This window comes from Pseudomonas sp. SIMBA_068 (genome assembly GCF_046534705.1).
In the GTDB taxonomy this organism is placed as follows: Bacteria; Pseudomonadota; Gammaproteobacteria; order Pseudomonadales; family Pseudomonadaceae; genus Aquipseudomonas; species Aquipseudomonas putida.
In genome coordinates this window covers 238,495-253,474 of the sequence record NZ_JAWRYI010000007.1, presented here as the reverse complement: position 1 = coordinate 253,474, position 14,980 = coordinate 238,495, and the positions used below count along the sequence as shown (strand labels likewise).

11 protein-coding genes are annotated in these 14,980 nt (G+C 63.0%); 6 read left to right on the top strand and 5 right to left on the bottom strand.

Annotation, left to right across the window (positions count from 1 at the left end):
* Window positions 1-91: 91 nt before the first annotated feature.
* Window positions 92-1,240, bottom strand: a complete 1,149-nt coding sequence (locus tag SB756_RS17895) for a M14-type cytosolic carboxypeptidase (protein ID WP_410911278.1) — start codon at window positions 1,238-1,240, stop codon at window positions 92-94.
* A gap of 130 nt (window positions 1,241-1,370) precedes the next feature.
* On the opposite strand from SB756_RS17895, the gene SB756_RS17890 reads away from it, so the two are divergent.
* Window positions 1,371-2,342: an AraC family transcriptional regulator gene (locus tag SB756_RS17890; RefSeq protein WP_410911277.1), complete on the top strand. Its 972-nt coding sequence runs from the start codon at window positions 1,371-1,373 to the stop codon at window positions 2,340-2,342.
* 42 nt (window positions 2,343-2,384) lie between these two features.
* Here the strand turns inward: SB756_RS17890 and SB756_RS17885 are convergent, their stop codons facing one another.
* A complete protein-coding gene (locus SB756_RS17885) occupies window positions 2,385-4,298 on the bottom strand; it encodes a tyrosine-protein phosphatase (RefSeq protein WP_410911276.1) in 1,914 nt (637 codons plus the stop codon).
* Between the two features lie 285 nt (window positions 4,299-4,583).
* On the opposite strand from SB756_RS17885, the gene SB756_RS17880 reads away from it, so the two are divergent.
* Together SB756_RS17880 and SB756_RS17875 are read left to right on the top strand one after the other, a co-directional pair.
* Window positions 4,584-5,546, top strand: coding sequence for an ABC transporter substrate-binding protein (locus tag SB756_RS17880; RefSeq protein ID WP_410911275.1), 963 nt, complete (start codon window positions 4,584-4,586; stop codon window positions 5,544-5,546).
* Window positions 5,547-5,560: 14 nt separating this feature from the next.
* The gene (locus tag SB756_RS17875) at window positions 5,561-6,523 is read left to right on the top strand and encodes an aliphatic sulfonate ABC transporter substrate-binding protein (RefSeq protein WP_341798179.1); all 963 of its coding nucleotides are present in this window, start codon (window positions 5,561-5,563) and stop codon (window positions 6,521-6,523) included.
* An 83-nt stretch (window positions 6,524-6,606) separates the two neighbouring features.
* Here the strand turns inward: SB756_RS17875 and SB756_RS17870 are convergent, their stop codons facing one another.
* Window positions 6,607-6,837: a hypothetical protein gene (locus SB756_RS17870; RefSeq protein ID WP_410911274.1), complete on the bottom strand. Its 231-nt coding sequence runs from the start codon at window positions 6,835-6,837 to the stop codon at window positions 6,607-6,609.
* Complete coding sequence (locus tag SB756_RS17865) at window positions 6,830-7,609, bottom strand: VacJ family lipoprotein (RefSeq protein ID WP_410911273.1); 780 nt, start codon at window positions 7,607-7,609, stop codon at window positions 6,830-6,832. Before SB756_RS17865 ends, SB756_RS17870 begins: the two co-directional genes overlap by 8 nt.
* A gap of 167 nt (window positions 7,610-7,776) precedes the next feature.
* On the opposite strand from SB756_RS17865, the gene SB756_RS17860 reads away from it, so the two are divergent.
* Together SB756_RS17860 and SB756_RS17855 are read left to right on the top strand one after the other, a co-directional pair.
* Window positions 7,777-8,487 (top strand): response regulator, encoded by a 711-nt coding sequence (locus tag SB756_RS17860; protein ID WP_410911272.1) that lies wholly within the window; start codon window positions 7,777-7,779, stop codon window positions 8,485-8,487.
* Window positions 8,484-9,839 (top strand): ATP-binding protein, encoded by a 1,356-nt coding sequence (locus SB756_RS17855; protein WP_410911271.1) that lies wholly within the window; start codon window positions 8,484-8,486, stop codon window positions 9,837-9,839. Before SB756_RS17860 ends, SB756_RS17855 begins: the two co-directional genes overlap by 4 nt.
* Window positions 9,840-9,902: 63 nt before the next feature.
* On the opposite strand, the gene dkgB is transcribed toward SB756_RS17855, so the two are convergent.
* A complete protein-coding gene (dkgB, locus tag SB756_RS17850) occupies window positions 9,903-10,706 on the bottom strand; it encodes a 2,5-didehydrogluconate reductase DkgB (RefSeq protein WP_410911270.1) in 804 nt (267 codons plus the stop codon).
* Window positions 10,707-10,909: 203 nt separating this feature from the next.
* Between dkgB and SB756_RS17845 the strand changes: the two genes are divergently transcribed.
* Complete coding sequence (locus SB756_RS17845) at window positions 10,910-14,944, top strand: NEL-type E3 ubiquitin ligase domain-containing protein (RefSeq protein ID WP_410911269.1); 4,035 nt, start codon at window positions 10,910-10,912, stop codon at window positions 14,942-14,944.
* Window positions 14,945-14,980: the final 36 nt, after the last annotated feature.

Here is a 14,980-nt window from a genome sequence, read left to right as displayed (position 1 = left end):
AGGATGGCAGACCCAGCACAGATTGCCGGGGCCGCTATGCGGCCCATTCGCGGCACAAGGCCGCTCCTACAGGGACCGCGTGAGGCAGGGCTCAGCGCAAATCGTCCGCCATTTTTGACAGGGTCTCCAGCACCGCCCCCGCCAGCGCCTTCGAACGTGCACCCGACCACCCGGTTACCGGATCGGGCGCGTCGTCGTGGTCCTTGAACGGCATCTCCAGCGTCAGCGACAGGCAGTCATGGGCCATGCCCACGGCATTGCACGCCAGCGTGGTGTTGGCCTGCCCCGGCTCATCACGTGTGTAGCCATACTTCGTCTGGAAGTCCGGCGTAACGCTGCACAACGTACTGCGGAACTGCTCCTCCAGCTTGGCCAGCCGCGGCGTATAGCCAGGGTTGCCTTCGCAGGCCGCCGTGAACACATGCGGGATTTCCTCATCCCCATGCACGTCGATAAACGCGTCCACCCCATATTGCTTCATCTGCGCCTGGGCAAAGAACACCTCCGGGCTCAGCTCGACACTAGCATCCTGCCAGGCTCGGTTGAGGTCTTTGCCCTTGAAGTTGGTGCGAAGGTGGCCAAGGAATGCGCCATCGGGGTTCATGTTGGGGATCAGGTACAAGTCGGCTTTAGCCAGCAGTTGCTGAACGACGTCATCGTTCGCTTGCAGCCGATCGATCACACCCTCCATGAACCACTCGGCCATGTGCTCGCCCGGGTGCTGCTGGGCGATCAGCCACAGCTTGCGCTTGCCTGCGCCACCGTTGCCGGCGCGCAGCAGGGGGATGTCGCGGCCTTGCACGCTGCGGCCATGGGCCAACAGCTCGACCCCTTCGATTTGCTGGGCACGTTCGATCAACTGGTTGTGGCGCGCGCGTGGGTAGGGCTCGAAGTAGGCAAACCAGATCTGCTCCTGCTCGGCCTTCACTTCAAAGGCCAGTGCCTTGCCATCGAACTGGCTGGGCACACGGAACCAAGTGTGCTGGTCGTAGGAGGCCACGGCGTTATAGCCGGCCCAAGCGTTCTTGTAGGAGGACTCGCTGGCGTTGTCCAGGCTGAAGCGATGAACCTGACCGGGGGTGAGGCCGCTGACCTTGAAGTGGAACCACTGGAAGTGGCCGCTGTGAGTGTCCGGGCGGATGGCCAGGTGCACCTGGGCAGGGTTGCTGGCGTCCAGTACCTGGATGTTGCCGGAATCGAAAGCGCAGTCGATCTGCAGGGGGGATAGCGTCACGGTCATGTGCCGGGCTCCTTTGCGGGCGTTGTTGTAGGGGTACTGTACACGGCTTGGCAGGTTCGCTGCCTCTTTAACGCGGTTGTCATACGGGCATGGCAGCATCCGGGTCCCCCTTTGCACAGGTGAACCTACAGTGCATTCCGGCATGACCCGCAAGCCGTTCATCCTCCGCTCTCGCGACATGCGCAGCGATGACTTTGGTGCTTTGTTCACCCAGATGTTCGGCAACCTGTATGCCGACATGCCGCCGCTGGCCGAGGGCATCAGCATTGGCGGCGTATATGGGCGCTTTGAAGGCATGAGCGTGCGACGCCTGCAGTATGGTGGGGATTTCAGCATCACCCTGCCCACGCCACAGGACGAGATCACCTTCGTGCTGTCTACTGCTGGCAAGATCATTTTCGATCACCGAGGCGAATCGGTTGGTGATGCCCAGGTGGGGCTGGCGGTCGACAAACGCGATATTCGCACGGTGCGCTTTGCCGAAAACCATGCCCAGTGCGGCATGTCGATACACCGCGGGTTGTTTGCCGAGCGCCTGTCCCTGTTGTTAGGCCAACCCTTGGCGGCACCGGTGTGTTTTGCCCCGGTGGTGGACCTGGCGTTGCCGGTGTTCCAGGGCATACGTGCGTTGCTGGAAATGGCCACCGGTACGCAGTTCGACCAGCTGATCAATACCGGCGTGCTGATGCCGACCCGCCTGCAGGAAATGATGGTGGATGCGGTGCTGGAGGCCTGGCCGCACAACTATAGCGATGCCCTGCGCAGCCCTGCGCCCGGGTTGGCGCCGCGCCATGTGAAGCTGGCGATGGCGTACCTGCACGAGCACCCGGCGCGCTTGGTCAGTGGCACCGAGCTGGCGGGGTTGGCCAATGTCAGCCTGCGCGCCTTGCAGGATGGCTTTCGCCGTTTTGCCGGGACCTCGATTGCCGGGTATCAACGGCAGGTGCGGCTGGAAAGTGCGCGCCAGGTGCTGGCGCGCGGGGAGGGCGGGTCGGTGGCCGAAGTGGCCTTGAGCCATGGGTTCAGCAACGCGGGGCGTTTTGCCCAGTACTTCCAGCAGGCGTTCGGAGTAAGCCCGTCTGAATTACGGCGCAGTGGTTAGCGCTGCCGGGCACCGGCAAAGCCGGTGCCAGCGGTTACAGGATCAGAACGCGTAGCTGGCCTTGAGGCTGCCACTCACCCCGTGGCTGTCGCCTCCGCCCATCGCCGCCACTTCGCCGCCGACACTCAATGCACCCAGGTTGGCCATCAGGCTCACCCCGCCAGTGAACTGATCGCGGTTGTCAAATGCCGCACGTTGCTCGATATCCAGCCCCAGCAGATGCCCCCGGCTATCCACCTGCTGATCACCCAGGGCATGCTCGTAACCCACTTCCACTCCCGGCACCAACCGCCAGCTGCCTACCGGAATCGGCGCGAACGACGCCTTGAGGTTGGCCACCGCACTTCGACGGGTTTCTTTCAGGTCGTCCACTTGCAGGGCCAGTTCGCTGCCTTTCTCGGTGAAGCCGTTCAGGTCGACGTGGCTGACCCGCACGCCAAGGCTTGGCTCCAGCACCACGCCATGGGTGGGCAGGCGATAACCCAATGCCAGGCTGGCACCCGCCAGGGTGCCGTGGCTGTCACCTTTGGCCGTGCCCAGGCCGCCGCCCAGTTCGCGCTTGCTGGAGTAGTCGAGCCAGCCGCCGCTGATGACGGCATCGATGAACAGCCCGTGCTCCAGGCTCCCCGGGGCAAAGCGTGCCCCCAGGCTGAGGAAGGTCAGGTCAGTGTCGGCCTCGCCACCGGCACCGCCCACATTGCCGCGGTTGTAGCCAAAACCGGCATGGCCGCTGAGCTGTTTGGAGAAGCGCTGGGTCATGCCCACCATCAACCCTTGGCTGTGTTCGTTGCTGCTGGCCGCATGGGCTGAGCCGTCAGTGCCCAGGTAGCCGGCCAGCGCCGTGCTCCACAGGCGCGCCTGGCCGACCTTGACGTTGCTGGCGTCGGCAAAGGGCGAAGCCGCGCGCGTGACCATGGCGCCTTGGCGCAACAGGTAGCTGGCGGCATCCGCGTGCACCTGGCCGCCAACCGTCGAGGTCACGCCGCCGAGTGTGCCGGCATCGATGGCCGATTGCAGGTAGTAGTTGTAGGCGCTGTAGCTGCCCGACAGCGAAGTGTCCTGCAGCTCACGCAACAATTGCGCGCCGGCGGCAGCGTTGCCCAGCAGGCCAGCCTCGCCGGGCAGGGAACCATAGCGCACCATCTTGCCGCGCAGCACGTAGATCGTTTCCTCGCTCAGGCCCAGGCCCTGCTTGAGGTAGTTTTCCATGTTGCCGTAGTCGGCGCTGATTTCATCGAGGCCAGCCTGCAGGTAGCTGGCTTCGACCCCCAGTAACGGTGCATAGATTTCGGCCATGCTCGCCGGCATCGCCGCCAGGGTGGCAGCCACTCGGGCGGCGGTGTAGTCGTTGGTTGCCAAGTAGTTGCTCATGATGGTGGCCTCGTCCACCCCGGCGATGCTCAGCAGCACCGCTGCCGTCCAGCCGGTGCGGTCCTTGCCCGCAGTGCAATGGAACAGCGCCGCGCCATCGGCAGCGGCCAGTTCGTTGAACAGCACGGCAAACTGGCCACGCATGCCGGCGTCATTGACGAAGGCGCGGTTGGTCTCCTGCATCATCGCCCGCGCCTGTTCTGCGCTGCTGAAGGAAATATTGGTGATGTTGGAGCCCGATGTGGTGCTGCCAATGATGTCGATGTTGGTGTAGCTGGCGCTGTCCGGCAGGGTATCGGGGGTGCTGGCTGTTTCGCTTGGGGTGCGCAGGTCGTACACATCGCCGATACCCAGGCCATTGAGGGTAGCCAGGTCGGCGGCGATCGGGGTAAGGGCATTGGAGCGGTAGAACACGCCCGCCCGCATTGTGCCGTCATGGCTGGTGGTGTAGGCACTGGTGGTGCCGGCAATGTCGCGGAAATTGTCCATGCCGGCCAGGCGCGGGGTGTCGAGCGCTTCGGCAGCGTGGGCGGTGGAAATGGCAAGGGTGAGCAGGGACAGGGAGCAGAGCACACGTTGCAGCACGGATCAGGCCTCAGGCAGTGGTTTGGGCTGTCTACTGTCCTGGAGCAATATGAAACTGAATGTTACAGGTTGCAGTGATGTGTAAAAGCTTGCGCGATCTGTCCTGTTTTTGCGTGTTCTGTCCGGCGACAGGGGCGCAAAGCGCTCCCATCATCACCCACTGGTTACGACGAGGATTATTCGCGCTCAATATTTTTTGCATATTAGCTTATTACTTTAATCACTTTTATTTATTTGATGCGGCCCGCTACATTCGCAGTTCTTCCAACCTGCAAGGAACTGCGGATGTCCATTCGATCTCGCCTGCTGCTGCTCGCCGCTGTCACACTGCTGGCCACACAGGCATTTGCCAGTGACCGCCTGACCCTGCGCATCGGTGACCAGAAAGGCAATATGCGCGCCCAGCTGGAGGCCGCCGATGCCCTGCGCGACCTGCCTTACGACATCCGCTGGGCAGAATTCCCCGCTGCCGCGCCGTTGGCCGAAGCACTGAATGCCGGCGCGATCGATGCCGGCATCATCGGTGATGCGCCATTGCTCTTCGTGCTGGCCTCCGGTGCGCCGGTCAAGGCCATTGCCGTGGACAAGTCAGACCCGTATGGCACGGCGCTACTGGTGCGCCCTGATGCTGCGCTGCACAGCGCGGCCGACCTCAAGGGCAAGCGCATCGCCACTGGCCGTGGCTCCATCGGCCATCACCTGGCGCTGAAGGCGCTGGATCAGGTCGGGCTCAGCGAAAAAGACGTGGAGTTCCGCTTTCTCGGCCCGGTCGACGCCAAGATCGCACTGGCCAATGGCTCGGTGGACGCCTGGTCGACCTGGGAACCCTACACCGCGCTGGCAGAGCTGAGCGGCCAGGGCAAGGTGCTGGTTAATGGCCGCGGGGTGTCCAGTGGCAACAGTTTTCTGGCGGCCACCGACAAGGCGCTGGATGACCCGGCGCGCAAGGCCGCATTGCAGGATTACCTGGCCCGTTTGGCCGCCGCCCAGGTCTGGGCGTACCAGCACCTGGACAGCTATTCGCAAACCCTGGCCGCGATCATCGGCTTCCCGCAGGACGCTGCCCGGCTGCAATTCGAGCGCCGCCAGTTGCGTTGGCAGGCCATCGACGCGAAGACCATCGGCGAACAGCAGGAAACCGCCGACTTCTACCACGCCCACGGCCTTATGAACCAACGCCTGGACGTTGCCCCGACCTTCGCCACGGGCTTTACCGTGCCCGCCACTGACTCGCTGGCCCAACATTGACCTGGAGACACCCCATGCTGCACCGTAGACATCTGCGTCACCTGGCCCTGGGCCTGCTGCTCGGTGGCCTGCTGCCGTCGCTTGCCAACGCCGAGCAGACCCTGCGCATCGGTTACCAGAAATCCTCCACCCTGCTGACCCTGCTCAAGGCCCGTGGCACGCTGGAGCAGCGCCTGCAGGCCGAGGGTATCCGCGTCAGCTGGCACGAGTTCCCCAGCGGCTTGCCGCTGCTGGAGGCGCTTAACCTGGGCAATGTCGACCTGTCTGCGGATGTGGCCGACACCGTGCCGGTGTTCACCCAGGCGGCCGGTGCCAAGCTCACCTATTTTGCTCGTGAGGCGCCATCGCCCTCGGCCCAGGCCATCCTGGTACCAGCCAGCTCGCCGCTCAAGACCCTGGCCGACCTCAAGGGCAAGCGGGTGGCGGTGACCAAGGCGGCGGGTAGCCATTACCTGTTAATCCAGGCCTTGGCCAAGGCCGGCCTCAGCTTCAAGGACATTACCCCGGCGTACCTGATCCCGGCCGATGGCCGGGCGGCGTTCGAGAATGGCAAGGTCGATGCCTGGGTCACCTGGGACCCCTACGTGGCCAGCGCCCAGCGCCAGCAGAATGCGCGCGTTCTGGCTGATGGCAGCGAGCTGGCGAGCTACCAGCGTTACTACCTGGCCGGCAGCGATTACGCCAAGGCGCACCCTGAAGTGCTGCAGCAGGTGTACCAGGCGCTGCGCGAGATCGGTGCCTGGACCAAAGCCAACCCCGCAGCGGCTGCCCGGGTGCTGGGGCCGCTCTGGGGCAACCTGGACAGCGCCACGGTGCAGCAGGCCAATGGCCGACGCAGCTATGACGTGCAGCCGGTGCAGTTGGACAACCTTGGTGAACAACAACGCATTGCCGATGCCTTCTACCGCGAAGGGTTGCTGCCCAAGCCGGTGGATGCGCGAGCGGTGACTGTATTCGAGCCCAAGGCTGCTGACTAAGGCTGCCCTGCAGCCCGTTCGCGACGCAAGGCCGCTCTTACAGTTGATCGCGGTGAAAGATCAATACCCGGCTCGCTTCAGAATCATCGCTCGTGCCTGGCCATCCAGCGCAGCAATGCAGCGATCGGCACGCTGCGGTGAGCCTCGTGCCGGTACGGTTTGCCTTCGGCGGTGTAGCGTTCGCGATAGCGGCTGAGGACCAGATTGCGGCCGTCGGCGGACACCCGAGCCTCCAGTTCGTGCAGCAACAACGGTTGCCGGGCGGCGCCTTCCAGGCGCCGGAACACCAGCATGGCCGCTTGCGCATCATTCATGGCCGGTTACCTGCGAGCAATTGGCTTGCCACGTTCCGGGCTTGCCTGCCTTGCCTTCTGCTACGAGGTTGTTGCGTTGCTGCGCGGTGTAGTCGCGCAGCGCCAGGTAATAATCGGGCCAAGTTTGCAGCCAGGCCGTCAACGGTAGCGCGGCGGCGCGGCTGTCCACGACATGCCCGGCAGTGGCCACGGTACTGAGGGTGACCGTATCGCTATTGTCGCCGAACGGGTCCACCGCCAGGCTCAACACGCTGCCCGTTGCGTCGCGCAGGTTGTGCGTACCCAACAGCGGCAGTTCGACGGTGGGGCCATTGGCGATGCCCCAAACCCCGAAGGTCTGGCCAAAGTCTGACCTGTGCTGGCTCAAGCCCATTTTGCCCGCCACATCGATTACGCCCGCCACACCCAGGGTGGTGTTGAAGATGACGCGTGCGAGGCTGGTCATCGCCCGATCGCCATTACCCTGCAGCAGGTCATTGACGAATACCTTGGGCTCGCCAAAGTTGTTGGCAAAGTTGTGCACGCCTTGCCGGGCAAAGCCGGGGAGCATGCCATAGCCCCGGGCGACAGGCGCCAGCAGATAGTCGTCGACCGTGCGGTTGAAGGCGAATACCGCGCGGTTGGCCGGCTCCAGCGGGTCACTGACCTGATAGGCGAGGTTGCCGCAGGCGCTGGTGGCGTGAGCGCGTTGGCTGCAGGCTCCGGCCGCGAGCAGCGATAACACCAGCGCAGCAGAGCGCGCCGTAGGGGAGGTGGATGATGAACGGGACATAGACACATTCCTGGCAAGAACTGGCGGCGATGCTGCGCAATGTTCGTTGCCCGGTAATGTCCGGATCGTCTCGGCACTGACACTTTGTTTCCGGGTTGAAATATATGACGACCGCAGGGGCATGGCCTTAAAGTACGGCTTGTTTACCTTGTCTGTGGTGCGTTTTCGTGAGCCATTTGCTGATAGTCGACGATGATGTCGAGGTGCTTGACCTGCTGCAGAAGTTTCTTCGCCAGCATGGTTACGAAGTGGACGTGGCCCAGGATGGCCAGGGGCTGTGGCAGGCGCTTGATCGGCGGGTGCCTGACCTGGTCATCCTCGATGTAATGTTGCCCGGCGACAGCGGCCTGGTGTTGTGCCAGCGGCTGCTGGCCGAACACAAGGTGGCGGTGATCATGCTCACGGCCATGGGCGAGTTGAGCGACCGGGTTGTGGGCCTGGAACTGGGGGCTGACGACTACGTGACCAAGCCGTTTGCTGCCCGTGAACTGCTGGCGCGGGTGAGGGCAGTCTTGCGTCGGGCCGGCGAAAAGGCAGTGGGCACGGCGGGCCACACCAGTAATAGCCTTGAGTTTGCCGGCTGGCAGCTGGACATGGTGCGGCGCGAATTGCGCTCGCCGGACAACGTCATGATCCCCTTGTCCAATGGCGAATTCGAACTGCTGCTGGTGTTTGCCGAACACCCGCGTCGGGTGCTTAGCCGCCAGCAATTGCTGGACATGGCCCGTGGTGATGCCTACGACGCTTATGACCGCAGCATTGACGTGCAAGTAAGCCGGCTGCGCCGCAAGCTTGAAACCGACAATGGGCATGAGCCCCTGATCCGTACACTGCGCAACGCCGGTTACCTGTTCACCCCCATGGTCGCGAAGCGATGAGCCTGGTTGCCCGGTTTCGCCAGGCCCTGCCGCAGCCCAGAATCACCATTGCCCGATGGATTGCGTTGACCACGCTGACAGCGATGCTGTTCCTGCTGCTGCTCAAGGGGCTGTTCAGCCTGCTGCTGAGTGTGTGGGCGCAACCACCGCTGCTGGAGAGCGGGGTGATCGAGAAGGTTGCAGCGGTGACCCGCATCCTCGATGCCGCGCCCATGGCGCAGCGTGCCAATATCGCCATTGCGGCAGGTGACGGCTCCTATTCCGTGCGATGGTTGCGACGCCATGACGAGGCGGGAGTGCCTGCGTTGGTCGATGCCGAGTTCCGCGAGGGCACGCCTATCCTGCGTGCGCTGCTCAAGCGCCCGGATGCCAGGGTCGAGGCGTTCGAGCCGTCCGATATGCCGGAATACACCTCTGAGCGTGGCTATGCCTTGATGATCGAGCTGGCCGACAAGTCGTGGGTGCTGTTTCGAGCCACAGACCGCAGCTGGGGCTTGGAGGAGCTGCCGCGCAACCTGGTCGTCCTGGTGTTGATGCTGGTTTCCAGCCTGGTCGTCGCACTGTTGGCTACACGCTATCTGGCCAAGCCGCTGGAGCGCTTTGCCCAGGGGGTGCGGCGTTTTGGCAAGGACTTCAACGCCCCGCCGATTCCGGTGGTTGGCCCGCACGACCTGCGCCAGGCCATTCTTGCGTTCAATGCCACCCAGGCCCAGCTCAAGCATTACCTGAACGACCGTACCCAGATGCTGGCGGCAATCTCCCACGACTTGCGCGCACCGCTGACGCGCATGCGCTTGCGTGCCGAGTTCATCGACGATGCCCAGCTACAGGCCAAGTTGTTCAAGGACGTGGATGAGATGCAGGCGATGGTCGACGCCGCGCTGGCGTTTTTCCGTGATGATGCGCGGCTGGAGCAGACGACCGTGTTCGACCTGGGCGAGTTGCTGCTCACGGTGGTGGACGATTTCAAGGATGCGGGTGTCGAGGTCGGCCTCAGCGGGCCGCGCCGTTGTGTGTATACAGGGCGGCCGGTGGGTATCAAGCGGGTGTTGGTCAACTTGATCGACAATGCCGCCAAGTACGGTCGCGAGCCATCGGTGGTGTTGGCGCTAAGTGCCAGGCAGATCGAGATAACCGTGCAAGACCGCGGCCCGGGCATCGCGCCGGCGCTGCTGGAGCAGGTATTTGTGCCGTTTTACCGTATCGAAGGTTCGCGCAATCGGGACACGGGTGGAGTGGGGCTGGGCCTGCCCGCAGCACGGGCCATCGTGCTGGAACAAGGCGGCAGCCTGACCCTGAGCAACCGCCCCGGTGGCGGTTTGCAAGCAAGGGTCGTGCTGCCGCTGGGTTGATCAGAGGCCCAGTTAGGGGTATAGGCGAGTGCATCTTTGGCCGGGTTGCGGCCGTTCCAGCCATCAGTCCCAGGCAGGCGCCAGGCCGTCAGGGCTGACCTCGCGGCCATTGCGTTCCAGCGTGGCGATGCGTGCCATGTCGTCGGTGTCCAGCTTCAGGTCGCGGGCAAGCAGGTTGCTGGCCAGGTTTTCGCGTTTGGTCGAAGACGGGATTACCGCGTAGCCCAGTTGCAGGGCCCAGGCCAGGGCAACCTGGGCGACGGTGGCCTTGTGCTTGGCCGCGATGTCGGCCAGCACCGGGTCTTTCAGGACCTTGCCATAGGCCAAGGTCATGTACGAGGTGACGGTGACGCCTTGGTCCTTGAGAAACGCGGCCAGCTTGCTGTTCTGCAGGTACGGGCTGAGCTCGATCTGGTTGGTGGCAATTTCGCCCTTGCCAACGATTTCGATGGCCTGGCGAGTCAGTGCGATGTTGAAATTGGACACACCAATCTGTCGGGTCAGGCCCAGCTTCTTCGCTTCGGCCAGTGCGGTCATGTATTCCGGCAACGCTACGCCGTTGCCTGGGGCTGGCCAGTGGATCAGCAGCAGGTCGACGTAGTCGGTGCGCAGTTGCTTCAGGCTTTCGCGCAGGCTTGGGACCAGCTTGTCCGCCGCGTAGTTGTCGACCCAGATCTTGGTGGTAATGAAAAGCTCGCTGCGCGGTACGCCGCTTTCAGCGATGGCTTGGCCGACTTCCGCTTCATTCTTGTAGATCTGTGCGGTGTCGATGGCCCGATAGCCCAGCTCAAGGGCCGATTTGACCGAGTCGTTGACGGTCTGGCCAGTGAGTCGGAAGGTGCCGAGGCCGAAGGAAGGAACGCTCATGGGCTTACTCCTGGGAAGTGGGGTTGGATCCTGTGGCAGCCTGTGTGCAGGTTCGCAGGGCAACGAATAACCGGCTGCTGCGTCAAAGTCCTTTGACCTGCGGGCAAGAATCGCGTTTCACCCTGGCCTTCATTACATAAGTAACGCCAGAACGGGGTGAGACCTTGGTCAGCTAACGCTTTTATCAAGCGGACACACTGCCCATGACCCCTTCTGTGATACCTGCCGATTCCATCGATGCACTGATTGCCAGTCATCTGCCTGGCTGGATAAAGCGCGCTCGCGTCGAACACCTGACACTGTTGCGCGCAGCTTCATTGCGTCAGCAGCGGGCGCAGGAGCAACTCCACGCCAGGTTGCAGGCCCTCAAGCCTCTGGACGAGTTCGCCGAGGCGCTGCTCAAAAGTGCGCTCGCGGCGCGCTCCATCACACAGGTAGACCTACGCCTGGCCAGGGTCAGATGGGTGACCCTGCGGGCAAATCCGCCGATATCGCCTGCTTTGCCAACTTCCTCGACGCGGATCGAAAGTACCCAGTCGCTGCTTTCGGCGGCACTGCACAACTTCCACGAAAATGAAACTCGACCGGGCTGGTTCGCCACAGGGTCACAGCTGGTCAATGCCAGTGGAAAGAGGCTGCCATTGAGCGTTGAGGTCTTCGCCCAGCTCTGTCGCAGCCTCGATATCGGTCGACATTATCAACGCCATCTGCAATCGCAGCTGCAAACCGAAAGCATGGCCGGTATGCAGGTCGAGGCCATCATGGAGGAGGCATTGAGCGCCAGGCTGGAGCTTGACGCGGTTGTCGCCAGGGTCAAGGGTGAAATTGACGAGTTGACGTATCAGCGTATCCGCCATGTTGTCGAAGCATCATCAGGGCCTGCCGAGGACACCGTTGTGAGGTGCCACACCCTGAGGCTGCTGGGCAAGAAGATCATTGGCGCACTGGCGATCGAAGTGCGTCAGAACGCCCGCCTGGTTGGCGTTATCGCATGGTTGCCTGAGGACCGGTACGCCGCAGTGAGCTGGCATGCCAACTGGGAACTGCTGTACCTGACGCTGGGTGTACGCATGCGTGACGAAGCGTATCGCCAGTTCTTTCAGCGCTTTGTCGCAGAGCGGGATCGCGTTGCTTTCTACACGGCCCTGAACGCGCTGCTGAGGCAGGGCAATACTGTTTTACCGCTTGAGCTGGATGGCCGCTGCTTTGCGGTCGAAGGCGACGTGTTCACCGCGCTGCGCAAAGCGCTGCTCGACAAGATGCTGGATGATGCACGGGTACTGGCGGTATCAACGGAGGATGAGGATATCGCCGACCGCCAGGCCCGTCTGCAAGGCTATCTTGACTTGGGGCTCAGCGTGGCAGGCCTGGCAGCGCTGTTTGTGCCCGGGTTGGGCCAGGCCATGCTCGGGCTCACGGTCGCGCAGTTGGCGGGCGAAGTCTACGAAGGGTACGAAGACTGGCAGCTAGGTGATCGCAACGCTGCCTTGGGCCACCTGTTCAACGTGGCGGAGACGGTGGTGACAGGGGCGTTGACGGCTGCAGGGGCGGTGGCTCTCGGCAAGCTCGCCCAGCGCGTGGCACGCGTGGATGCGCTGGTGCCGGTACGCCTGGCGGATGGCCAGTTGCGTCTGTGTGATCCGGCTTTGCGAGGCTATCAGCTAGCGGGCATCGACCTGCCGCCAGGGCAGGCCATCAATGAAAATGGCCGTTCGCTGAGGCGCCTGCACGATGCCGCTTATGAGGTAAGTGAAGGCGACGATGGAGCATGGCGCATTCATCATCCGTCCAGGCCGGGGGCCTATTTACCGGCACTCGAGCACAATGGTGCCGGGGGATGGGTGCATGAGTTCGAGCAACCGCAGCGCTGGCAGGACGCCGCCTACATGGTTCGCCGGCTTGCCAGCCGCACAGCGGCTATTTCCGACGAGGCGGCAGCCTTTGGCGTGCAGGTTACAGGTTACGGCGCTGACCAGCTGCGCCGGTTGGTTCTGGAGAGCGCAGCACCACCGGCGCGTTTGCTCGATGCCATCGAGCGCTGGCACCTGCACAATGAGTTTCCGACTCTGCGGGGTGAGGCATTCGAGGAATTGTTCAATGAGCGGCAGGTCAACCCGAACGCTGCGGACCAGGTGCTGATGCGCGACTTCCCTGGCCTTTCCCATCGCTGCGCACGAGAAATTGTCGAGCAGGCCAACAGTGTCGAGCTCGAGCGCCTGAATGATGCGGGGCGGGTGCCGCTTACCCTGGCGGAGCGAGCACGTTGGGCCGTACGTGACAGCCGAATTGATCGCGCCTTGGCAGGGTTGCGTCAGCCTGCTGCGGTAAATGCTGATACCGAAAGGCTCGCGCAGGGCGGGCTGGGCGATGCCCTTGGCGAGCGGGAGGCGGCGGCCCGAATGATTGGGCTGGCCCCGGTGGGGCAAGGCGTTCGCCCCCCTTTGCGGTTGTTCGATGGGCGCTTGGGCTACCCGCTCAGTGGCCACCTGTCGGGGAGCCGCCAGGCGCTGCGGCGCACTTTGAATCATGTGTTCCCGCTGATGACCGGTGAAGAGTTGCAGGCATACCTGCAAGACCTGGCTCGGCGGGGTGTAGAGCCGTGGAACCATGTCAGCCAACTGTTACAAGCCAAGGTCAGCCTCAAGCAGGCATTGCACGCCTGGCGGAGTGAGCCAGGGCTGAACCTGGTTCGCCGCTGGCGCCGGATCAAGGTTGCCAGGCGAATCATGATGAGCTGGCAGCGCGCGACGCCGGGTGATGTAGCGGGTGATTACCACCTGAGCATCGTGGGTGAGCGGGTGGGCAATCTGCCGTCCTTGCCTGAGCATGTGTCTTTCGACCACATCACACACCTCACATTGCGCGATATGCGGGTGACGAGCGTCGAGGCGGGTTTCCTGGTTCGCTTCAGCAACGTGCGTAACCTGGATTTGCGGGGCAACCAGCTGACCCGGCTTCCGGCAGGCATCGAGCAACTGGGCGAATTGAGAAACCTGCGCCTTGCTGACAACCAGATCGTACTTACCCGCGACGACAACCTGCGCCTCAGCCAGCTCGAGGGGCTACGCCGCCTCGAACTGAACGGTAACCCGGTAGGCTTGCTGCCGCCATTGGCATCGTTCCCGCTGATGCGCCGGTTGTCCTTGCGCAACACCGGGCTGGGCGAATTGCCCGTTGATCTGGCCAGGCACGGCAACCTGGAATTGCTGGACATGCGTGACAACCAGATCCAAACGCTGCCTGAGGCACTGTCTGCGCTGCCGCTTCGCTTGTTGCAGGGCCTGGAGCTGCACGACAATCCACTCTCGGATCAGACCGTGCAGCGCCTGCAATTGGCCAGAGCGTCCGCCGGGTTATCTGCACGTCGGCTCGCACCTCACCCATCGTCGGGCCCGAGCGCTGCATTACCTTGGCTGTCGGGGTTTTCCACGGCGCAGCGCGAGGCGCGACTGGCGCTCTGGGCCCGCTTGTACCGGGAGGACGGTGCGAGTGATCTGTTCCGGTTCATTTCAGACTTGCAGGGCCTGCGTGAATACCACGCACAGCCCCGCGATTTTCAGTTGCGGGTGTGGCACATCCTTGATGCCTGCGAGCAGCACGCTGAAGTGCGTGCGAGCCTGTTCGAGCAAGCTAGCCGGCCGCGCAGTTGCAGTGACGAGTTGCTGCTTACGCTCAGCGAACTGGAGATTGGCGCGATGGTCGCCAGGGCTGGAACAGCTGGCGATGGGTTGCACAAGGAGCGGGCGCTGGTGATGCTGGGGCGTTCTTTAGCCCGCCTGGACAAAGTCAACGCAATTGCGGCCCGGCATATTGCTGAGCAGCATTCTATCGATCCCGTCGAGGTGTATTTGACCTATCGCGTAAAGCTTGCGGATAGCCTCGACCTCCCTGCGCAGCCTGACAAACTGATGTACCAGAGTGTCAGCGGGGTGGGCCCTGACGAGCTGGACGCTGCACGCAACGAGGTTCTGCGAGAGGAAACACCACAAGTCTTGGCGCAGGCCCTGGCAGATCGAACCTTTTGGCAGGCCTACCTGCACGAACACCAGGCGGCACGCTTCAGCCAGATGGAGGTGCCTTTCCAGCAGCGCTTGGATACGTTGTTCATGCAATGGAAAACACTGAGTGACGGCGACTATCTCGCGCAAATCGAGCAAATCTGCACTGAGCGCGAGGCCGTGCGAAACCAGCTTTTGCTGGCGTTGAGCCGGGAGGCAATGCAGCGCCACGGCCTTTAAACGAAACAGCCCGCCGAGGGGCGGGCTGTTCGCTGG

Excerpts from the sequence above, each read along its gene's own strand:
- SB756_RS17895 (WP_410911278.1), bottom strand. The coding sequence starts at position 1,240 with ATGACCGTGACGCTATCCCCCCTGCAGATCGACTGCGCTTTCGATTCC.
- SB756_RS17880 (WP_410911275.1), top strand. The coding sequence starts at position 4,584 with ATGTCCATTCGATCTCGCCTGCTGCTGCTCGCCGCTGTCACACTGCTG.
- SB756_RS17875 (WP_341798179.1), top strand. The coding sequence starts at position 5,561 with ATGCTGCACCGTAGACATCTGCGTCACCTGGCCCTGGGCCTGCTGCTC.
- SB756_RS17870 (WP_410911274.1), bottom strand. The coding sequence starts at position 6,837 with ATGAATGATGCGCAAGCGGCCATGCTGGTGTTCCGGCGCCTGGAAGGC.
- SB756_RS17865 (WP_410911273.1), bottom strand. The coding sequence starts at position 7,609 with ATGTCCCGTTCATCATCCACCTCCCCTACGGCGCGCTCTGCTGCGCTG.
- SB756_RS17855 (WP_410911271.1), top strand. The coding sequence starts at position 8,484 with ATGAGCCTGGTTGCCCGGTTTCGCCAGGCCCTGCCGCAGCCCAGAATC.
- dkgB (WP_410911270.1), bottom strand. The coding sequence starts at position 10,706 with ATGAGCGTTCCTTCCTTCGGCCTCGGCACCTTCCGACTCACTGGCCAG.
- SB756_RS17845 (WP_410911269.1), top strand. The coding sequence starts at position 10,910 with ATGACCCCTTCTGTGATACCTGCCGATTCCATCGATGCACTGATTGCC.